This window comes from Acetivibrio sp. MSJd-27 (assembly GCF_018918095.1).
Classification (GTDB): domain Bacteria; phylum Bacillota; class Clostridia; order UMGS1840; family HGM11507; genus HGM11507.
Map to the genome: position 1 here is coordinate 1 of NZ_JAHLPV010000008.1, position 20,270 is coordinate 20,270.

Annotated in this window: 19 protein-coding genes; 10 read left to right on the top strand and 9 right to left on the bottom strand. The window is 45.0% G+C overall.

The genetic code is table 11. The features are described 5' to 3' along the window. Together KQI32_RS04420 and KQI32_RS04425 are read right to left on the bottom strand one after the other, a co-directional pair. On the bottom strand, positions 1 to 269 hold a 269-nt coding region (locus KQI32_RS04420), incomplete at its 3' end, for a transposase (protein ID WP_216423449.1). 128 nt (positions 270 to 397) lie between these two features. Then, positions 398 to 2,464: a YcdB/YcdC domain-containing protein gene (locus KQI32_RS04425; RefSeq protein WP_177691487.1), complete on the bottom strand. Its 2,067-nt coding sequence runs from the start codon at positions 2,462 to 2,464 to the stop codon at positions 398 to 400. A gap of 204 nt (positions 2,465 to 2,668) precedes the next feature. Between KQI32_RS04425 and KQI32_RS04430 the strand changes: the two genes are divergently transcribed. Further along, the gene (locus tag KQI32_RS04430) at positions 2,669 to 3,439 is read left to right on the top strand and encodes a S9 family peptidase (RefSeq protein ID WP_177691486.1); all 771 of its coding nucleotides are present in this window, start codon (positions 2,669 to 2,671) and stop codon (positions 3,437 to 3,439) included. Positions 3,440 to 3,444: 5 nt separating this feature from the next. Here KQI32_RS04430 and KQI32_RS04435 read toward each other — a convergent pair whose 3' ends face one another. Continuing rightward, positions 3,445 to 4,296, bottom strand: coding sequence for a helix-turn-helix domain-containing protein (locus KQI32_RS04435; protein WP_216424135.1), 852 nt, complete (start codon positions 4,294 to 4,296; stop codon positions 3,445 to 3,447). A 113-nt stretch (positions 4,297 to 4,409) separates the two neighbouring features. On the opposite strand from KQI32_RS04435, the gene KQI32_RS04440 reads away from it, so the two are divergent. The 5 genes from KQI32_RS04440 to KQI32_RS04460 all read left to right on the top strand — a co-directional run bounded on the left by KQI32_RS04440 (position 4,410) and on the right by KQI32_RS04460 (position 10,628). Continuing rightward, positions 4,410 to 5,156, top strand: a complete 747-nt coding sequence (locus KQI32_RS04440; protein ID WP_216424136.1) for an amidohydrolase family protein — start codon at positions 4,410 to 4,412, stop codon at positions 5,154 to 5,156. Next, positions 5,153 to 5,914, top strand: coding sequence for an amidohydrolase family protein (locus KQI32_RS04445; RefSeq protein WP_216424137.1), 762 nt, complete (start codon positions 5,153 to 5,155; stop codon positions 5,912 to 5,914). The genes KQI32_RS04440 and KQI32_RS04445 overlap by 4 nt, the downstream gene beginning before the upstream one ends. Before the next feature lie 50 nt (positions 5,915 to 5,964). Continuing rightward, positions 5,965 to 6,510, top strand: a complete 546-nt coding sequence (locus KQI32_RS04450) for a D-lyxose/D-mannose family sugar isomerase (RefSeq protein ID WP_177691482.1) — start codon at positions 5,965 to 5,967, stop codon at positions 6,508 to 6,510. An 82-nt stretch (positions 6,511 to 6,592) separates the two neighbouring features. Continuing rightward, on the top strand, positions 6,593 to 9,616 hold the full coding sequence (locus KQI32_RS04455) for a glycoside hydrolase family 38 C-terminal domain-containing protein (RefSeq protein ID WP_216424138.1): 3,024 nt from the start codon (positions 6,593 to 6,595) through the stop codon (positions 9,614 to 9,616). Between the two features lie 43 nt (positions 9,617 to 9,659). After that, on the top strand, positions 9,660 to 10,628 hold the full coding sequence (locus KQI32_RS04460; RefSeq protein ID WP_253291060.1) for a carbohydrate kinase: 969 nt from the start codon (positions 9,660 to 9,662) through the stop codon (positions 10,626 to 10,628). Here the strand turns inward: KQI32_RS04460 and KQI32_RS04465 are convergent. Together KQI32_RS04465 and KQI32_RS04470 are read right to left on the bottom strand one after the other, a co-directional pair. After that, complete coding sequence (locus KQI32_RS04465; protein ID WP_216424140.1) at positions 10,619 to 11,944, bottom strand: HAMP domain-containing sensor histidine kinase; 1,326 nt, start codon at positions 11,942 to 11,944, stop codon at positions 10,619 to 10,621. The two genes, KQI32_RS04460 and KQI32_RS04465, sit on opposite strands and share 10 nt — an antisense overlap. Further along, a complete protein-coding gene (locus KQI32_RS04470) occupies positions 11,937 to 12,632 on the bottom strand; it encodes a response regulator transcription factor (protein ID WP_216424141.1) in 696 nt (231 codons plus the stop codon). The genes KQI32_RS04465 and KQI32_RS04470 overlap by 8 nt, the downstream gene beginning before the upstream one ends. Before the next feature lie 184 nt (positions 12,633 to 12,816). On the opposite strand from KQI32_RS04470, the gene KQI32_RS04475 reads away from it, so the two are divergent. From KQI32_RS04475 to KQI32_RS04490, 4 genes are all read left to right on the top strand, one after another. Next, on the top strand, positions 12,817 to 13,905 hold the full coding sequence (locus tag KQI32_RS04475) for a glycosyltransferase (protein WP_216424142.1): 1,089 nt from the start codon (positions 12,817 to 12,819) through the stop codon (positions 13,903 to 13,905). After that, positions 13,902 to 14,615: a polysaccharide deacetylase family protein gene (locus tag KQI32_RS04480; RefSeq protein ID WP_216424143.1), complete on the top strand. Its 714-nt coding sequence runs from the start codon at positions 13,902 to 13,904 to the stop codon at positions 14,613 to 14,615. Before KQI32_RS04475 ends, KQI32_RS04480 begins: the two co-directional genes overlap by 4 nt. Next, entirely contained in the window at positions 14,602 to 15,672 is a 1,071-nt protein-coding gene (locus tag KQI32_RS04485; protein ID WP_216424144.1) for a lysylphosphatidylglycerol synthase transmembrane domain-containing protein, read from the top strand. The genes KQI32_RS04480 and KQI32_RS04485 overlap by 14 nt, the downstream gene beginning before the upstream one ends. Before the next feature lie 286 nt (positions 15,673 to 15,958). After that, positions 15,959 to 16,321, top strand: coding sequence for a DUF805 domain-containing protein (locus tag KQI32_RS04490; RefSeq protein WP_216424145.1), 363 nt, complete (start codon positions 15,959 to 15,961; stop codon positions 16,319 to 16,321). 107 nt (positions 16,322 to 16,428) lie between these two features. On the opposite strand, the gene KQI32_RS04495 is transcribed toward KQI32_RS04490, so the two are convergent. The 4 genes from KQI32_RS04495 to KQI32_RS04510 form a co-directional block, all read right to left on the bottom strand. Beyond that, positions 16,429 to 16,788, bottom strand: a complete 360-nt coding sequence (locus tag KQI32_RS04495) for a zinc ribbon domain-containing protein (protein ID WP_177691473.1) — start codon at positions 16,786 to 16,788, stop codon at positions 16,429 to 16,431. Between the two features lie 411 nt (positions 16,789 to 17,199). Next, positions 17,200 to 18,102 (bottom strand): uridine kinase, encoded by a 903-nt coding sequence (locus tag KQI32_RS04500; protein WP_216424146.1) that lies wholly within the window; start codon positions 18,100 to 18,102, stop codon positions 17,200 to 17,202. Between the two features lie 19 nt (positions 18,103 to 18,121). Beyond that, positions 18,122 to 19,552, bottom strand: a complete 1,431-nt coding sequence (gene hemZ, locus KQI32_RS04505; RefSeq protein ID WP_216424147.1) for a coproporphyrinogen dehydrogenase HemZ — start codon at positions 19,550 to 19,552, stop codon at positions 18,122 to 18,124. Further along, positions 19,553 to 20,197 (bottom strand): MBL fold metallo-hydrolase, encoded by a 645-nt coding sequence (locus tag KQI32_RS04510; protein WP_216424148.1) that lies wholly within the window; start codon positions 20,195 to 20,197, stop codon positions 19,553 to 19,555. Between the last annotated feature and the right edge of the window lie 73 nt (positions 20,198 to 20,270).

Genomic DNA, 20,270 nt, shown 5'->3' on the forward strand with positions numbered 1-20,270 from the left:
TATGCGATGTTCATGCCAATCTCCTGCATGGTACGGCGCAGCGAGGGGATGCCGTACAGGTGCTGGATGAACACAATTTTGAACAATACCACCGGGTCAATGCTGGGACGGCCGTTGTCACGGCTGTAAAGCGCATCCACCAAGTCGTACAGATGCGTAAAATCCACCGCGCTGTCAATCTGCCGCAGCAGATGCTCCGATGGAACCAGCTCCTCCAAACATAGGATTTCTACTACATTTCTGCGCAATTCCTGCTCTTTTGCTAGCACACGCCGTCCCTCCCCAGTCTTTTCTTATCTTTATTTTACCACACATACGCAAAAAAGCCCAGTGTATACTGGACTTTTTCGACAGGCTGAAGGGGCGGAAAATTTTATTTTCCGCCCCTTGTGACTGATTAAAAACGAAATTTGTTGTTTTTCAGTGTGTTGTACAGGATCACGGCTGTTTCCGCACGGGTGAGCTGCCCCTCCGCGTTGAAGCTGCCAGATGCGTCCCCCTTCATAATGTCCAGAATATAGCAGATCATGATGTAGGGTTTGTTTGCCTCGTCGGCCTGGTCGGTGAAAAGGTATTGGAAAGCTTCCGGTTTGACTGCCAACTCATCATATCCGAGAAGCTTGACAATGTATTTTGCCGCTGTCTGGCGGTCTATGGGATTATCCCTGTTTCCGCCGGCCAGAATGTCCTCTTTCTTCCCGTTTTCCAACAGGTTGCGGATCGGATATGGGATGCCTGCCGTGCTGCCGGCCAGAAAATCGATAAATTCGCTCTCCGTCACTTTTTCATCCGGCTGAAACAGATCTTCTTTTATCATATAGATGCCATTGTAAGCCAGCGTATCCACGATATCCTTTACCCAATGCCCTTCCAGATCGGTATAGCTTGGGATACTGTCCTGCTGGATTGGTTCGCCTCTGTAATCGACAGGAACAAGCGTTTTTCCATCCAGTACCGGCATAGCGTTTGCCAAAAAATCGTATGCCAGCACAATGTTGGTTTTTCCTTCCCTCGTCACCGGAATATAGCAGACTCCAAAACCGGCATTTTTTTCAAAGGCATCAAAAACCGGAGCGGTGTTTGCATCAATCGGTCCATAGGCGTCCGTGTTCTCAAACAGTTCTGTAAATTTGGTATCCTTATAGTATACCAGATGGTAAGATTCCACTTTGCCGTCCTTTCCCACCGTCACACTCAGGCTTTGATCCTCGACCGGAATATTGTCATGGTACCGGTTTAACAGGATCACATAGCCGTTTTCCGTCTCGCGGGTGCGCTCGGAATTGAGCTGGTATTGACCGGAAATCTCCCCGGCATTGCTCTGAAAGATTGCGGCGGCTTTTTGCTGAGCCTGCTCCATAGAAATGGATGGGTTTTTCTTCTCCGCGTCATTGTAATTGGAGAAGGAGGAAACCAAGCCGTTTTTCGCGTCAATGGAGGCATAGGCATAGCCATTTTCGGAATCCTTCAGGTTCAGATGCCACACATAATCGGTTTCGCTGAGGTAGCTGCGGTTCAAATAAGCGGAATTCAGGGTGAACTGCTTGCCAAATAATTGCTGAACCGTATTGAAAGCCTGCTGCTGCGTCATCAGATCCTGCGTCTTTGCGATCTCGGCCAGCTCTGCTTCGCTCAGGGAAGCGGATTCCTGACTGCTGCCGCCGCCTTTGATGGCGTCATTCATGGAATGATGGGTATTCTCTGAAGTGATGTCAATGACTTTCCCCGTAACTGCGTTCAACGCATAAGCGCTCTGTTTCGGCGCGGTATAAACCGGATAGCCTTTGACGGTTTTCTTTTCATAGTCCACATAGGTGCGGTAGGTCAACCGGAAACCGATCTCCTTGCGGTAAGCCTCCTGCGCGGCTTCTTTGGAGATGACGTTTTCCGTGCTCTGGAAATGGTCTTCCCGATAGCTTCTGCTGACATCCATCTGAGAAATTTGCCGGTCGGATTTGTTCACGATAACCGTGGCGTTGGAACCCTTCACCGGGATTTCATTCACCTTTTCTTCAAAAGTTACCAGAAAGGCATCCATCTGGGAGAGGACAGAAACGGAAAAGAAGCGCTCTCTTGTGGTGGTGTTTGCACGGTAGAGAAATTCCGCTGCAAGGGTTTCCGCCTCTTCCCGGGTAAAGTCCGCCGGAAGAAGCTGGGCGGAGCCTGCGGAGGTCTTTTGATAGCTGGTGATTTCACCCTTTTCGTCCGCCACAGCCGATATCGTCCTATCCGGCTGGTCTTTTTGGCTCCATCTGAGGCGCCAGCTGCGGCCTCCCAGTTCATCGGAATTGACCGAATAGACAAATTCTGTGTAGGTATCCGGAATGTCAATTTTTGATTTTACGGCCAGAATAACCGCTTTGAGCTCTTCCCCCGTTCCATCGTCCGCCAGGACGGGAATAACCGTTAAGCTCAACGCCGTGATCACGGCAAGAAGCATTGCCAAAGTTTTTTTACCACACATAAAATAAGCTCCTTCCATTAAAATTTATATATTAGACGTTTTCAGATAGGAAAAAGTTTCCTCCATTTAAAAAATTTTTCTTTTCTGTCTGCCAGATTGAAAGATGTCGATTTTGTCCTGTTATCTCCCGTTTTGTTCTATTTACAAAATGCCGCCGGAGTGCTACAATATTTTGTAATATACAGCAAAAAAGGAGAGGATATTATGAAGGAATTGAACATTTTATCATCGGTTGACCGGACGCAACAGCCTTCCCTGTTCTTTCAGGCGGACGGGCAGGAAGAACGTCCTTTACTGGTAGGTCTTCACACCTGGAGCTATGACCGGTTCAATCAAGTGGAAAATATGCTTCCCTATGCGCAGAAGCTCAACTGGAATCTGCTTTTGCCCGAATTCCGGGGCGCCAACATAGAAAACAATCCAAACTGCAGGGAAGCCTGCGGTTCCCGTGCCGCCCGGCAGGATATCCTGGATGCAATTGCCTATGTGACCGAGCATTATCCGATTGACACGGACAATATTTTTCTGCTGGGTTTGAGCGGAGGTGGCCATATGGCTCTGTTGACAGCCGCTCTTGCGCCAAAACTGTTCAAAGCGGCTGCTTCCTTTGTCCCCATCACCGATCTGGAGGCATGGTTTTATGAGAAGAAGGATACTGTCTATGCGCCGGCTATTGCGGCTTGCTGTGGAGGTCTGCCGGAAGGGCCGCATCTGGAGGAATACAGAGACCGCTCTCCCATCCATTATGTGGATGAGCTTTCCAAGGCAAATTTAAAGCTGTTCCACGGAAAGTTTGATGATGTCGTTCCGGTTGCCCACAGCATCCGGCTATATCTTGAAATCATCAACCAGTATCCGGATTCCCGTACTTTTCTGGATATTTTCGACGGTGGCCATCAGATTCATATGGAAAGTGCTGTCAACTGGTTTCTGTCCCAGATGGGCGAAAATCATCTGAACCGGATAACGGGATAAAAAGCTTAATTCTTTCCGTTTCCCTTTTGGAATCTTGCCCGGAATCCAGCGGGAGAGATACCGTATTCCCTTTTGAACACGGTATAGAACCATCCCACGTTTTGAAAACCGCTGTCATAGCACAGATCCAAAATGGGAATGTCACTGTTCATCAGCATGTTTGCGATATAGTTGATCCGCAGTCCGTTGATAAATTGGGATAATGTAACATGATAGTACTTCTTGACACTTCTGGCTACGTGCTCTCTGGAGCGTCCGCTTAAGGCAATCATTTTGTCAATCCCCGCCGAAAACATTTTCGGGTGGTTCATCTCGGCACAGAGACTTTCCAGCCATGCCGGAATCGCGGACGGCTGCTGGGTCTGGCCGGAAAAATATTTTGCAAAGATATCCACCAGGAGGATCCGCATCCGCAGTTTTTGCTGTTCTTTGTTCTGCCATTGAAGGGTGTTGAGACTGTCAAGCTTTGACAGCAAAACATCCTTTTCTTTTTCCTGCAGCAGAACCGCCGGCGGCATAGGATTGTTTAATAGAACGCCGGAGGGAAAGCCCTCCGATAAATAGGTAAAAAGAAGTTCGATTGTCTCCCGGGTAAAGGTCAGGTTGATGAAGGAGAAGTTTTTCTCCGAAAGGTAAGTGTGTGTATCCTCCGGCCGGACAAAGATCAGAGAATTTTTTTGCAGGCTTTGCCGTTTGCCATTCACCAAGTGCACCGCACTTCCGGAGATCATCAGAAAAATTTCGTAATAATCATGATAGTGTAATTGAAAGTCTTCGGTGCTGCTGTAATTGTAACGGCAGGTGTAACCGGAATCTTGATTTACATAAAGCGAGGCAGGATAGAAGTAGGTTTTCATGGCGTTCCCCTCTTCATTGTCACAATAATGTAAATATTATATCATAGGAACGGAAGAAAATCCAGTCTGCTCTTTGATAAGATAAAAAGCAGAAAAGATATGGAGATGATACAATGATAATAGACGTTCATGCGCATATAACTTCTTTAAGCGATAAAAAAGAAATGCTGAAAACCGTGCATCAATATAAGATAGACCGGGTGTATCTCTCGGATGTCAGCGACGGCGGATATTACCCAACGGAAGGACAGATTGCTTTCTGTAATAAAGTCACTTCAGACTTTTGCAAAGAGCACAGTGATATCTTTCGGTATATGTGTTATGTGAATCCCTGCCATCAAAACGCCGCAGAGGTAATACGGAGAGCTGTGGAGGACGATCATGCAAAAGGGATCAAGCTATGGGTGGCGACCAAATGCAATTCTCCTTTCGTGGACGCGGTCATGGAGGAAGCAATCCGTTACCGGATTCCGGTTTTGATTCATACATTCCACAAACACGACGGGACACAGCTTGCCGACGAATCCACGGGATACGATGTGGCGGCTTTGGCCGGACGGTACCCCGAGGTTTCCCTGATTATGGCGCATCTGGGAGGAGACGCTTACCACGGAGTCAAACCGATTCGGGATCTGAAAAATGTATGGACTGATATTTCTGGCACCATCTACCGTAACGGGGAGCTGGAGTATACGGTACAAATGCTGGGGGAGGACAGAGTGCTTTTCGGAACGGATGCACAGGGAGCACCCTATCCGCTTAATATTGGTATCGTGCAGGAGGCTGACATCACAGAGGAAACAAGGAAAAAAATATTTTATAAAAATGCGCTTGCGGTATTCGGAGGGGAAGAGAAATGATTGTAGACGTCAATTGTTACTGCGGACATTGGCCTTTCCGCAGAATAAAGAATGAAACGCTGGAGGGACTGCTGAAATCTTCAGAGAAAACCGGCATTGATAAGATGATTGTCTCTTCGCTGAACTCCATTTTTTATGAGGATTGTTATGAGGGGGATGCGCAGATATATGAAGCAGCCTCAGGAAAGGTTTTTCAAGCACTGACAGTCAATCCGGAATTTCCAACGTTTGCGGATGATATCAGGCGAGGAATAGAAGCGTTTTCAATCAAAGCGGTGAGAATTTTTCCCGGATATCACAACTATGAGCTCGACGATCCATGCGTCAAAGAATTGTTTGAGATTTTGGCAAAATATAAGCTTCCTCTGCTTTTAACCTATCAGATGGAGGATAGAAGGACAATACATATGTACATGCCGAAACAGTTGGAAAATGATAAGCTGCTCCATATGCTTCAGTTTAATGAAAAAATACCGGTTGTGATAACAAATATGCATGTCGGACAGTGGATTCCCTTTTCAAAATACTGTGAACAGTACGGCAATGTGTATTTTGATACTTCCGGTATCCGATACGGGCAGACGGATATCATCACAAAAGCGCTGGAGATTATTCCGGATAACAACATCCTATATGGATCCAATTTCCCGTTAAATTACCGTACCAGTACTCTAAACTATTTCAGAATGGATCCGATAGAATCTACAGCAAGGGAAAATATTTTGTATAAAAACGCCCAGCGGCTATTTGGAATATAGTACTTCGACGGGTATCATTTCATAGGATAGAGAAAAAGGAGATGTTGATTATGCTGACAAAAAAAGATTATGAAATTTACAGCAAAAAAGCAGTGGAATTTTTAGAGAAAGCACATATCGCCGTCACAGAGAAGGAAAAGGCAAGGATTGAGGTGGCGGAGTACGATCTGGGATGCATAGACAAGATAGGCCTGGAGCTGGTGGTCTATGTGAACACTGAGCGCTGCTGTGCCAAGGAACTGGTGCTGCTGCCTTTCCAGACCTGTCCGGAGCACAGGCATCCGGAGGTGAACGGAGAGACCGGTAAGGAGGAAACCTTCCGCTGCCGTTACGGGACCGTTTATCTGTATGTGGAAGGAGAGAACAGCGGCAAACCGGCGGCACAAATCCCGGCCGGTATGGAGGGTTATTTTACTTGTCGGAAAGAGATTGTCTTAAAACCAGGAGAACAGTATACGATTCAGCCGAATACCCTTCACTGGTTCCAGGCAGGGAAAGAAGGGGCGGTTGTCTCTGAATTTTCTACCAAGAGCAGAGATGAATACGATATCTATACGGATCCCCGCATCGATCCTGCGGGAAAAAGACAGGTGTGACAAGGGAGAGGCTTACAATCGAAGGGTTCTCCCGGTTATATGACATAAAAAAGACGAAATTTGACAGAAAGCAGGGATGCTTATGAATTTTATCACGGACAGGGCAAAAAGATATCTTGAAGTCATTCAGAGCACGATTCGCACGGAGGCATATTTTCCGGATCATATTATGTTCTCAGAGGGAAAAGAAAAACCTTTTGAATGGAGAAAATTTGAAGACGAGCAATGGGGCGGGTATGATAAATGGGCATGGTTTCGAACGAAATTTGAACTTCCGGAACATTATGAAGGAAAGACAGTGGTATTGCAGCTTGTCACAGGCGATGAAAATGCATGGAACGTGGATAACCCGCAGTTTACCGTATATATAAACGGAAGAGCGGTTCAGGCTTTCGACACCAATCATACGATCCTGTATCTCACCGATCGGGCGGAGAAAAAGCAGAAATTCGACATAGAATATTTCGGATATTCTTCCAGAACCGAGCACAAAATGACTTTTAAGCCTGTGCTGTATGTCCATAACAGGGAAGCGCAAAGAATTTATTATAATCTTGAAACGGCGATGCTTGCAGCCGATATGTACGAGAAAAATATAGGTTATCGGGCGGAGATTGAAAATTATTTGACTGAGGCGATGAACCTGCTCGATCTTCGCTGTCCGATGAGTGAAGACTATTTTAAATCCATTGAAGCGGCAAACAAATACCTGGAAGAGGAATTCTATGAAAAGTTCTGTGAAAACAAGGGACCCATCATCAATTGTATCGGTCATACCCATATTGATGTCGCATGGCTCTGGACGACGGAACAGACAAGGCAAAAGGCGGTAAGAAGCTTTGCAACCGCTCTGATGCTTATGGAAAGGTATCCCGAATTCCGGTTTTCCTCCAGTCAGCCTCAGCTGTACCAGTATGTGAAGGAGGAAGAGCCGGAACTTTATGAACGCATAAAGGAACGTGTCCGGGAAGGACGGTGGGAAGTGGAAGGCGCCATGTGGCTGGAAGCCGACTGTAACCTGATAAGCGGAGAGAGCTTTATCCGTCAATTGCTGCACGGAAAAAGATTCATAAAACAAGAATTTGGAAAGGACAGTAAGGTTCTCTTCCTGCCCGATGTGTTTGGCTATTCTTCCGCTCTTCCTCAGATTCTTCAGAAATCCGGCGTGGATGCGTTTGTAACCTCCAAAATAAGCTGGAATGAATGCAATGCGATCCCATACCAGACCTTTCAGTGGCAGGGAATTGACGGGACCGAGATCTTCACTCAATTTATCTGGGGAGGAAGTGCAGGCGCAAAGCTTGGCGACAAGGATAGCTATCATTCCACTTACAACGGTCGCGTGCTTCCAAACGCATTTGCGTATTCCTGGGAGCATTATGATCAAAAGAATATCAACAACGAGATCATGACAACAATCGGCTACGGCGACGGAGGCGGTGGCGTTACCGAGGAGATGCTGGAAAGATACCGGAGACTTTGCAAAGGAATTCCCGGAACGCCGACTGCAAGGATGTCCGGAATCGGAGAAACGATAAGCAGGATAAAGAAAAACGTGGAGGGCAAAAGGATCCCCAAATGGGTTGGAGAGCTGTATCTTGAGATGCACCGGGGAACCTATACAAGCATAGCGAAAAACAAAAAATACAACCGCATCTGTGAATTTTTGCTGCAGCATACGGAAACCGTGTCTCTGATGAATCATATTTTGCTGGGGGGATCTTACCCCAAGGAGGAACTGTATCATTCGTGGGAGACGGTTCTCCGAAATCAGTTTCATGATATTATTCCCGGCTCATCCATCAAAGAGGTTTACGATACCACTGATATAGAGTATGCGAAACTGGTCAGGGAAAACGAAACGCTTTCCGATCATGCGCTGAGGGAGATTGCTTCGTCGGTCGGTCAAAAGGGAGTGCTTGTCTATAATCCGACCGGCATGGACCGTTCCGATATCGTGGAATACAATGGAAAACGTTACTTTGTAGAGAATGTTCCTGCTTACGGCTGGATCGTTTCAGACAAATTCGAGGAAGAAAAGCCGGAAAGTGACTTGATTGCCTCCGTCCATCATTTGGAAAATAAGTTTTTTGCGGTTGACATTGACTCGGAGGGCTGTCTCACAAGAATCTATGATAAAATAAACGAGCGTGAGGTCTTGAAGCCGGGAGAGCGCGGAAACGTTATCCAAGCTTACGACGATCATCCGCGAGTGTATGACAATTGGGAAATCAGCAACTATTACACCGAGAAAATGTGGGAGGTGAATGATGTTGTCTCTGTGGAGGTGGAAGAGGTCACATCCCTTCTTGCAAGCTTGCGAATTTCAAAGAAATTTTTAAATTCTACCATTGTCCAGAAGGTGATCATTTACAGAGATATTCCAAGGATTGATTTTGATACCGAGATTCACTGGAAGGAACATCATATTCTATTGAAAGCTGCTTTTCCGGTTGATATTCTTTCGGATAAGGCGTCATATGAGATTCAGTACGGATCAATCGAACGTCCGACACATACAAATACATCATGGGATGAGGCAAAATTTGAGGTCTGTGCGCAGAAGTGGGCAGATTTATCCGAAGACGGATACGGCGCAGCTGTTTTGAATGACTGTAAATACGGTTATGATATTCACGACGGTGTTATGAAGATAACCTTGCTTAAATCGGGTACTTATCCCAATCCGGAAGCGGATACGGGCAAGCACGTTTTCCGGTACAGCTTTATGCCGCACAGTGGAGGATGGCGTGAGGGCGGCGTTGTGAGGGAAGGATATGCCGTCAATTGTCCTCTGAAAACCTTTGAGGCGGCGGGCGGTGGTATTCTTCCGGAGAAATTCAGCCTGGTCACCTCCTCGGCGGAAAATGTGATCGTATCCGCAGTGAAGTATGCCTGTGACAGCGATGATATTATTTTGAGGGTGTATGAGGCGTATGGCAGAAGAACAAAGGTAAAACTTCAAATGGGAATCGATATCAAAGAAGTTTATGATAGTAACTTTATCGAGACGGAAAACTATGATGAGATGGAAAAAAGAGAAAATTCATTTGAATTTATCATAAAACCGTATGAAATTAAAACATTCCGAATATCGAAAAAGTGATTCTTTTCGTTACGGTTCAATAGAAGGGACAGGAGGAATTCCTTTGAAAAAATATGATGTAACCGCTTTGGGAGAAATTTTGATTGATTTTACCGCTGCTGGAAAATCAGATGCCGGAATGCGGCTGTTTGAACAGAATCCGGGAGGAGCACCGGCCAATGTGCTGACTGCTGTCTCCAAGCTGGGCGGAGAGACCGCTTTTATCGGAAAAATCGGGCGGGATATGCACGGCGCTTTTTTAAGAGAAACGCTGAAAAAGCACCGCATTGACACCCGCGCGCTGATTGAAACAGGGGACGCGTTCACCACGCTGGCCTTTGTGGAATTAGCGGAAAACGGGGAGAGAAGCTTTTCCTTTGCGAGAAAACCCGGAGCGGATACCACGCTCACGGAAACCGAGGTGGACTTTGAATTGATCGGAGACAGCCGTATTTTTCACGTCGGTTCCTTGTCTCTGACAGATGAACCGGCCAGACAGGCTACCATGTCTGCCCTGAAATATGCCTCCCGGCACGGTGTTATTGTCTCCTACGATCCCAACTACCGCGCTCCCCTTTGGAATAGCAGGGAAGAAGCGGTTCATGAAATGCGCTCGGTACTTCCCTATGCGGATGTGATCAAAATTTCAGAGGAAGAGATTTCCTTGCTGACTGAAAAAAAGACAGCGGAGGAAGCGGCGGAAGAACTGCAAAGCGGCGGAATACCGTGTGTTATTGTTACACTTGGCAGCAAGGGTGCTCTGGTGGCAGTGAAAACAGGGCAGATCGATGCAGAGGCTTTTCCTGCAAAAACAGTGGATACAACTGGAGCCGGGGACGCTTTCATGGGCGGATTTCTGTATATGCTGGCGAAGAGCGGGAAAAAACCCGGAGATCTCAGTTCGGATGACGCCAAAGCGTTTACTCGCTTTGCCAATGCGGCGGCCTCTCTGTGTGTGGAAAAGCGGGGCGCAATCAACGCTATGCCTGCTCTTTTGGAGGTGCAGGGGAGATTAGGAAAATCTTATTCATAATAAATTGCTTTGACAGAAACGGTTGCAGTGAAATCCGTTTCTGTTTTTTCTATCAGCAGTTTACCGCTGTGCCGTTTCAGGATATCTTCGCAGGTTCGGATGCCGATGGAGAAGCTTTCTCGTTTCTTTTTTTCTTCTTTTATTTTATTGTGTTGGGTGATAACCAGTTTCCCTTTGTCCAGGCAAGCAGTGATATCTACATAATATTGGGGATCTGCATACTTCAATACGTTAGAACTGAGATTGTCAAAAATACGGTGAAAATGGGTGACATCTACGCTGAGAATATAGGGAATGGCAATGTCGTTGAAACAGCTGACTTTGAATCCTTTGTCCTCCAGAAGATATACCATTTCCGACAGCAGCTGGGAAATCAGCTCATTCCCGCTTACTCTTTCATAATGAAAAGGAATGTTTTCGTTGGAGGCAATGGAGTGCTCAAACAGATTGTCTGTCAGGCTTTTGATCAGATAGGCATTCTGCCGGGCATTTTTAATGTACTGTGTTCGCTCCTCCTCGTTTTTAAACTTTTTATCCTCCAGCAAATCCAGATAGCAGACAACAGAAGTCAGCGGCGTACGAATGTCGTGGGAGATGGCAGAAACGATATCATAATTTTGCTGCTTGACCTCTGCCTCCCATTTCAGACGTTCCCACATCGCCTGACTCATATCGTTAATGCTGATTGCAAGGGATGAAAGCTCGTCGTCCCCTATGACCGGGATACGGTATTCCAGGCTGCCGCTTTCAATGATTTTGATGCCCTCTTCAATCCGGCTGATATACCGGACTTTTTTCTTCATCATGTTGATAAACAGAAGCAAAAACAGCAGGAAAGCGAAAGAATAACAGCAGGTTTTAAACAAAGTGCGGTAATGAAGCCCTCCAAAATAAGCGGTGATAACTAAAACAGCAGGCTTGTCGGCAAAATTTATCTCATAGGAAAATTGATAGGACTCTAGCTTTTGTTCCGAGATATCATTGATAAACAGAGACTGTTTGGAAAAAAGACTGTCGTAGATTACCCTATTTTCATCGTAAATGCGAATGAAAGCATACCAGTTTTGCTTATTCCATTCGTCCAACTGCCCCTGATCCTCTGAGGAAACGTTGTTTTCGCTGATAAAATATTGTAAGCTTTCCACCATGGAATTCAGTTCCCGATTAAAAAAACGACTGCTGTGAGCGCTTTTGAAAACAATGAACTGTGCCCCGAAATAGAAGAATACGCTTGCTGCAACAGAAACTGCAAGGGATATAAAAATGTATTTGGTCATGCTTCGTTCCAACTTGGAGAAAAAAATTTTTTTAGTCAATGAAATACCCCTTTCCCCAGGCAGTTTTGATATACTGCGGATTCTGCGGGTTCTTCTCCAGCTTTTTTCTCAGATTCCGAATATGAACCATGACGGTGTTATTAGCGGAGTAAAAGTAGGGTTCCTCCCAGATGCTTTCAAAAAGATTTTGGGCGGAAAACACTTTTTTTCGGTGGCTCAGCATCAGTGCCAGGATTTTATATTCGATGTCGGTGAGATTGATCTCTTTCTCCCCAATCTTGACAGACTGTTTATCTGTATCCACCCGAATATCGCCGCAGGTCAGTTCATTTTCCTGTTTCTCCGTTTTTCCTTTATAGACATAATAACGCCGCAAGAGTGATTTGACACGGGAGATTAGCTCCGCATAGGAAAAGGGCTTGGAAAGATAGTCGTCGCCTCCGGCGGAAAAACCCATTGTCTTGTCGGAGTCCTGTGTTTTCGCCGTTAAAAAGAGAATAGGGGCAGTCGTCTTTTCCCGCAGTTCCAGACATGTGCGGAAGCCGGACTTCGCAGGCATCACTACATCCAGAATATATAGATCGATGCTGTCGTCTGCCAGTTCAACTGCCTTCTGTCCGTCCTCCGCCTTGATCACCTCAAACCCTTCGCTGGTCAAAAGGATTTCAACAATATCCCGGATCTCAGCATTGTCGTCTGCAATCAGAATTTTTTTCGGTTTGTCCATACTATCCACTCTTTTCCTTTTGTTTCGTATGTACTATTATAACCTATTATACAAAATGTGTAAACCATATGGCATTCAATTTCCTGCTTCAGTATGCTTAAGAATTCTTAAGAATTATATCCACTTATTTTTCAGATTTTTCCGGTACAATAAAATCGGAAAACGAAAGATGAGGAGGAGTTTTATGAATGTTTTGATATTGACCGGAAGATTTGGCATGGGGCATTATTCTGTGGCATCTAGCTTGGCAAATGATATCCAAAAGAGTTTTGACGGCGTTCATATCACTGTCCAGGACATCTTTGAATACAGTCTCCGGAATCATTGCAATACACTTTACGGCGCTTATTCTTTTATGATAAATAAGGGCAGCAGGCTTTATGGTATGATGTACAAATGCACGGAAAACAGCCGGATAAACACGAAGCTTCCGTTTCATAACTATTTTTTCAGCGCGTTCCGTCAACTAATAAGCGCGGTGAAACCGGATATTATCATTTCCACCCTGCCCTTCTGTTCCCATATGGTTTCCCAGTATAAGAAAAAATACGTTTGCTCGGTTCCGCTGATCACCTGTATTACTGATGTCAGCAGTCACAGCGAGTGGATTCATCCCAATACGGACATCTATCTTGTCGCATCGTCGTCCATCCGGCTGGCCTTGATTCGCAAAGGGGTAAAGGAGAGCAGTATTTATGTGAATGGAATCCCTGTGAAAGAGCAGTTTAAACAGATCTGCCGGCCGCAGGAATCCAATGAGAAGAATTTATTGATTATGGGCGGGGGATTCGGTCTTCTCCCGAAGAAAAAAAGTTTTTATGAGAAGATAAACCGGTTGGAAGGGGTAAAAACCACCGTCATCACCGGAAATAATAAAGAGCTGTTTCATAAGCTATACGCAAAATATGAGAATATCGAAGTGATCGGGTTTACCGATCAGGTGTACCGCTATATGCATAAGGCGGATCTCATTATATCGAAGCCGGGCGGTATTACCCTGTTTGAAACCATCTTTTCCGAACTGCCCATTCTTGCTTTTAAACCAGATTTGCCCCAGGAATTAAAAAATGCAGTGTTCATCAAAAACAACCGGATTGGGGAAGTCCTTTCCCAAAATGAGAAGAATTATATTGATGAAATCGTGGACTTGCTCTATGATGACAAAAAGCTGTTTGAATTGAAAAAGAATATGCGTGCAATCAAAAACAGCATCGACACCAATGCGATTGAAAAGGCACTTTCTTCCATGCAGAGAAGGGGGGCATACGCATGATTTTTGTCTGGAGCCTTTTGGCGGGGGTCATACTGTTTTCCGTCTATGCTGTCATACCAACCTATTATAATAAAAAAATAAATCCAAATATTATCCGGCATGCACAGGGAAAGGATACCATCATGCTCACTTTTGACGATGGGCCGGACGAGCGTTACACTGGAAAATTGCTGGATATTTTGAAAGAAAACGGCATAAAGGCCACTTTCTTTGTGGTGGCGGACAATGTGAGGAAATATCCCCAGATGGTTGACCGCATGATGGCAGAGGGACATTGCATCGGTATTCACTCTTATTGTCATAAAAATGCCTGGTTAAAAACACCCCGGGAGGAAAAACGGGATTTTGAGAATTCGATTGATCTTCTGGAAAGCTATAATTGGAAGACCCCTTTTTACCGTCCGCCTTGGGGACATACCAACCTGCTGAGCATGTATTACGCAAAGAAGCATGGTTTTCAGGTGATGCTTTGGAGTGTCATGGCACAGGACTGGAGCAGCAAAAGTTCGAAGGAAACCATCATAAAAAAGCTTTTGGAGAGAACCAGAGAACACTCTATCATATGCCTGCATGACGCAGGTGAGAATTCGGGAGGGGCGAAGGATGCGCCGCTCAATACCATTGAGGCGCTCAAAACAGTGATTCCTATTTTAAAGCAGAAAGGATACCGATTTGTCACACCGGAGGTAGCGCAGTATGAAGCAGTCTAAAAAAAGTTATGTAATCGGTGCAGCATTTCTGTTGTTATTGATGGCGGGTACTTTTTATTTCATTTTAAAGGACTGCGATTTTGATGCACTGATACAGGTTGTTAAAGATGTAAATCCAGTATTTTTGATCGGCGGATTGTTGTGTGTGCTTTTGTTTATCTCCTGTGAGGGGCTGAATATTTCTATGCTGATGAAGTCTATGGGACAGAATATCAGCGTTGTCAACAGCATTAAGTTTGCCTTTGTGGGGTTTTATTTCAGTGCGATCACTCCTTCCGCCTCCGGAGGACAACCGATGCAGATCTATTTTATGCAGCGGGAAAAGCATCCGGTTTCTTTGACCACGTTATGCTTTCTACTGATCGGAGCGGTGTACCAGATTGTCATGCTGTGCTTTGGAGGACTGATGTTTCTGCTGAAATCATCTTTTCTAAGTGCCAATATGCGAGGCATTCATATTCTGCTTTTTTATGGAATGGCAGTGAATCTGATACTGATCTCCTTGATTTTTCTGGTGATTTTTTCACCGGGGATTATCCGCAGGACTGCGGGCTTTTTTGTCAGACTGCTGTCAAGAATGAAAATGATCAAGGAAGAAGAACGTGCCTTACAGGCGGTCGAGCATTCGATTGAGGAATACAAGCAGGGAGCCCAGCATATCAAAAAAAATCCCAAAACCTTGGGAAAGGTGTTTTTGGTAACTGCTGTCCAGCTGACGGCTTTTTACAGTGTTCCGTTTTTTGTTTATCATGCAATGGGGCTGAGCGGGTACGGGTATCTTGAAATGATTGCAACGGAATGTATTCTTATGATCTCTGTTTCGTCTCTGCCGCTTCCGGGAGCGGTTGGAGCAAGTGAAGCCAGTTTTCTCACCATTTTCTCCATCTTTTTCGGAGGAAATGTTGTTCCGGCTATGCTGCTGAGCCGTGGGATTAGCTTTTATTCATATCTGGTAATCAGCGGTGTTGTGACAATCGTTTCCTATGTGCGTGTATCACGGAAAAGACAGAGAAAGATGCCCATATCAGGCGGGGTGGCGCTCTCTTTTGAAAAATAGTGTTTGAATTGAACGAAAAGCAAGTGATCTTGTAGTGAGAAGCAAGATCACTTGCTTTTTAATAACATAGGAAATTGCGCGGAATCGTGCGCAATTGCATGTTTCAAAAAACAGCGTGCGAAGCGCAGCTGCGTTTTTCGGAAAGAAAAACTTTTTTATAGTAGTACAATCTTCTGCTGAATCGTCGTTGTTTCGCGCGACCATTTCCTTTATCGAAAAATGTTGAATAATTTGAGATATTATTGTATAATATGTATGGAATTAAAAAATAAAAGGAGGGTTTTTTATGCAATGGTATTTAAATTGCTGGAAGAAGTATGTTGATTTCAACGGGAGATCCAGGCGAAAGGAATATTGGATGTTTGTGCTGTTTAATATTCTGGCTTCTATCGTTGTATCTATCGTAGGAAGCCTTTTGCTTCGGAAAAATGGCGTTATCCTTTCCGGTTTGTACAATCTGGCTGTCTTTCTTCCTTCTTTGGCAGTGTTGATTAGGAGACTGCATGATATTGGGAAGAAATGGTATTGGATTTTTATCAGCTTGATTCCCCTTGCCGGACCAATCTGGATGCTTGTCCTTCTTTGCACAGAGGGGGAAGGGGATAATGAATTTGGTCCCGATCCCAAAGCGGAAACAACAGAGGCATAAAGATAGGTTAGCCCAGGACAGTACCGGACTCATTCAGCCAAAGAACCCCAGTTTTCTTTTTTGAAAACTGGGGTTCTTTTACAAAATGACATTGTTTTTGTCCGAATCTATTCCATTTTTTCCCCGCAGGAGATGCAATAGTTCGCTTCCAGCGCGTTCTCTTTTCCGCATTTGGCACATTTCTTCACGTTTTTCGTCTTGGCAATTTGATCGTTCAAAAGGGCAAGTGCAGCATTTTTATTGTCCATATCACGGCAGTAAATCAGATATTCTTCGTTGACTTCAACACCGGCCTTGTAATCGCTATATAACTTTTCGCCCAGCTGTTTTGCCAGTTCATCTATCTGAGATTCCACCTCATTTACGGAAAAACGCAGTTTTGTTGCCTCTAACAGTTCATTGGATTTTGCCACAGCCTTTTCTGTGGTTTTCTTTACATTACCTTTGACACTTTCAAACCAATCCATAATGGATCCTCCTCCGTCATAAAAATATCTTTTCTATTTGATTTTATGATACCATAAAAGCAACGCTTTTCGTGGTATCATTGTCCATAGGCTTCGGTTGTACGGACTTGTTCCGGACGAGAAGCCCGGACATCCCTGTATAATATGCCCTGTGCATATTATACCACAACAACGAAGGCGGCGAAATGTCGCCACAGTATTGTGATTCAATCGTTCTCCAAACCTCTTAACATTTTCAATGTTCTAGAGGTTTGTGAGGTTATCTAAAATGCAACAATGAAGATGGCAGTTTGTCATCGGAATATTGCATTTCAATGTTCTCCGAAGCTCTTGGCATTTTTAATGCCTTAGAGGTTCGTGAGGTTATTATACCACACTAGGATTTTCTTTTCAATATACTGACATCTAAATTCACATTACATCCAACTTAAGAAATTCATTTAAGATTGATGTTTTTGGAATCAGCTCAGTGGGGATTGGGTCAAACTGTTCCAGAATGTGAATCAGGCGGTTTGTTTTTCTGCTTTTGTCCTTCATGGAACAGAGCAGTTCCAAACCCTGTTCTCTTAAGACACAGGGCTCATAAAACAAAAAGGTGTCAATCAGAAAATCGGCTTTTCTGAGATAGGAGTATCGTTTTTCACCGGCGCGTACACTGGGCCACATCTGAAACGTGATCTCCGGCGGTGCGGAGCGGTAATAATTATCCCGGATCATGCGCCTAAGAAAGCGGAAGTCATTTCGGTTGTATGGCTTACCGTTCGGGTTAAAAACCTGTCCGTAAGGTGAGACATAAACTTTTATAGAATCGTTCTTTGGTGTCAGACCGCAGATTTTATCATTCAACGCGTGAAGTCCTTCCACAATATAAATGGTGTTTTCTTTGGGTTTTACCGTGGTGTGGTTGTCTACAACCTGCCGTTTTTCAAAGTCAAAATAGGGCAGGGACAGAGGCTCCTTTGCCTGAATTTGACGGATCGTTCTCTGATATTTGCTGATATCAATGGTCTTGATGGTTTCAAAATCCTTTGTGCCGTCTTTTTTGGGCTTCATCGTATCCTGAGGATAGAAAAAATTATCAAGGGATATGGGAACCAGTTCTTTGTCCTGTATATAGTGAAACAGAGTGTTGGCAAAGGTTGTTTTTCCGGAGGAAGTTGGCCCGCTGATATAGACAAAATGCAGATTTTTTTCACGGATGCGTTCCGACAGACGGAAGACTTCTTTTCGAAAATCCTCTTCGCACTGGGCGATAAACCGTTCCGGTGCTTTTGCCATATCATTGATGGTTTCAATGCTCATACCTCTTGCCATGGGATCACCTCTCTAATGCTTAAATTTCCTTCTTTCTGTTTAGGATGATATTCTTTTGCCTTAAATATTCCTCCGCGAGCTTTGGATTTGGAATTCTGGTGATTTTTTTTGTTCGGGGATCCACTAATTTTGTGATTCCACCGCCGCCGGCCGCCAGAGTGGTCTGCAGTTCCTCCATCATATAGACGTTATAAATGCTTTCATATCCCGGCTTGCTGTATCCCACGTTTTCCAGATTATCTAAAATATTTTTCTGGCGGTATAGGTAATAGGGCTCATATCCATTTTCTTTCAGCTCGGAGGATGCCAGTGAAAGCATTTTGGAAACCAAGCTTTCTTCATTGGATACATCCGCATGCTCCTGATTCAGCCTGGAAGCCCTTTTTAATGCCAGTGTATGAACCGTGATGTTCTCAGGTTCCAATTTTATGATTTGTTCCATTGTTGTTTTAAAATCTTCCAGATTTTCGCCGGGAAGACCGGCAATCAAATCTGTGTTTACCGCGTGAAATCCAACTTTGCGCGCTAGGCTGTAAGCGCTGAAGAACTGTTCCACCGAATGGGCACGTCCGATTTTTTTTAAAGTCTCACTGTTTAGTGTCTGCGGATTGATGCTGACGCGGTCTACGCCGTATTCTTTCAGCAGAAGGAGTTTCTCCTCCGTGATGGTGTCCGGCCGTCCGGCTTCCACGGTAAATTCCCGCACTTTGGACAAATCCATATGAGTGCGCAGCGCTTCCAGAATACCTTGCAGCTGTCGGGCGGTTAGTGTGGTGGGCGTTCCGCCCCCGAAATAGATGGAATCGATCACAAAACCATTTCGTTCGATTGCGCCGCCGGTTTCCGCAATTTCCTCCGCCAGCTGTTTCAGAAAGGAGGATAAAATTTTCTCATCCGTATAGGTTTTTGAGATAAAGGAGCAGTAAGCGCACCGGGTAGGGCAGAAGGGAATGCCTATGTATAGAGAACAGCCGTTTGGAAGCTGATTTTTCTGAACGTTCAGCTCCTTTTCCGCGGCTTGGAGCATTAGGACTGTCTTTTCCGAACTGACCAGAAGTTCTTCCTGAAAAATTTTGCTTACCTGTCTGCCGGAAAGCCCTTCCCGCAGCATTCTGGCCGCAGTTTTGGCAGGTCGTACACCGGTTAAAATGCCCCAGGGGAGGCGGGGGGAATCGAACTGCTGTACCGCATTGAGAAAAGAGCGCGCGATTACATAGGGATCTTTGCGGAGAAAATAGGTGTCTTCCTGCATGGAGAATCTTCCAACCGCTTTCTGACCGTGCAGAAGGATCCAAGTTTCCGCTGTCTTTCCATCCCATTTGCTGATGATTTTGTCCTCTTTTTCCCCATCATGAAAAAATAACTGTGCTCCGAAAAACACAGCTTTTATAATATGTTCCAGATTATATTTGCGCTCATGCCCCTGCATGATAACCGAAAATTCCATCATCTAGCGCTCCGATCTGTCTATGTAATGATATACTTCATTGTTTTTCTTTTCAAATCCAATGGTTGTCTCCTGTCCATGCCCGGGATACACCATAATGTCATCGCTGAGAAGAAACAACTTATTGAGAATGGAATCCACCTCGCTGGCCAGATTGCCGGAGGGAAGATCGCACCGGCCGATGCCCAGATAAAACAGAGTATCGCCGGAAATCAATAAATTCTCACCTAGGAGGCAGATGCTTCCAATGGTATGGCCTGGTGTTTCAATCACTTTCAGGTTTGCCTGACCGACTGGGATCCAATCTCCATCTTTTAATAGAATGTCTGCCTGTACTGGCTTAATGGATTTGTTTCCATATGCTGTGAGGTTTTTGTACGGATCGTTGACAAGATCTTTTTCCAGATGACACAGACAAAGTTGTGCATCGGGGAAAGCAGCTTGTACGTCGTGAAGTGCCATGATGTGATCATAGTGACCGTGGGTTAGAACGATACGGGAAACAGAGAATCCCCGCTCTTTTACTACGCGGACGATCCGGTCTGCGTCCTCCCCGGGATCGATGATGATTCCGCACTTTTCGTTTTCGTCATAAAGAATATAACAATTTGTCTGTAAAGGACCGACGGGCAGTCTTTCTATTTTCATATGTTTTTCCTCGTTTGTCATTTCAGTTAAGCATAGAGCATCAAACGCAATATGGGTTCCATGTTCTAATCAT

Coding starts and splice junctions, on each gene's coding strand:
- KQI32_RS04475 (WP_216424142.1), top strand. CDS start 12,817: ATGAATGTTTTGATATTGACCGGAAGATTTGGCATGGGGCATTATTCT.
- KQI32_RS04445 (WP_216424137.1), top strand. CDS start 5,153: ATGATTGTAGACGTCAATTGTTACTGCGGACATTGGCCTTTCCGCAGA.
- KQI32_RS04470 (WP_216424141.1), bottom strand. CDS start 12,632: ATGGACAAACCGAAAAAAATTCTGATTGCAGACGACAATGCTGAGATC.
- KQI32_RS04455 (WP_216424138.1), top strand. CDS start 6,593: ATGAATTTTATCACGGACAGGGCAAAAAGATATCTTGAAGTCATTCAG.
- KQI32_RS04440 (WP_216424136.1), top strand. CDS start 4,410: ATGATAATAGACGTTCATGCGCATATAACTTCTTTAAGCGATAAAAAA.
- hemZ (WP_216424147.1), bottom strand. CDS start 19,552: ATGATGGAATTTTCGGTTATCATGCAGGGGCATGAGCGCAAATATAAT.
- KQI32_RS04490 (WP_216424145.1), top strand. CDS start 15,959: ATGCAATGGTATTTAAATTGCTGGAAGAAGTATGTTGATTTCAACGGG.
- KQI32_RS04510 (WP_216424148.1), bottom strand. CDS start 20,197: ATGAAAATAGAAAGACTGCCCGTCGGTCCTTTACAGACAAATTGTTAT.
- KQI32_RS04495 (WP_177691473.1), bottom strand. CDS start 16,788: ATGGATTGGTTTGAAAGTGTCAAAGGTAATGTAAAGAAAACCACAGAA.
- KQI32_RS04485 (WP_216424144.1), top strand. CDS start 14,602: ATGAAGCAGTCTAAAAAAAGTTATGTAATCGGTGCAGCATTTCTGTTG.
- KQI32_RS04435 (WP_216424135.1), bottom strand. CDS start 4,296: ATGAAAACCTACTTCTATCCTGCCTCGCTTTATGTAAATCAAGATTCC.
- KQI32_RS04450 (WP_177691482.1), top strand. CDS start 5,965: ATGCTGACAAAAAAAGATTATGAAATTTACAGCAAAAAAGCAGTGGAA.
- KQI32_RS04480 (WP_216424143.1), top strand. CDS start 13,902: ATGATTTTTGTCTGGAGCCTTTTGGCGGGGGTCATACTGTTTTCCGTC.
- KQI32_RS04425 (WP_177691487.1), bottom strand. CDS start 2,464: ATGTGTGGTAAAAAAACTTTGGCAATGCTTCTTGCCGTGATCACGGCG.
- KQI32_RS04430 (WP_177691486.1), top strand. CDS start 2,669: ATGAAGGAATTGAACATTTTATCATCGGTTGACCGGACGCAACAGCCT.
- KQI32_RS04500 (WP_216424146.1), bottom strand. CDS start 18,102: ATGGCAAGAGGTATGAGCATTGAAACCATCAATGATATGGCAAAAGCA.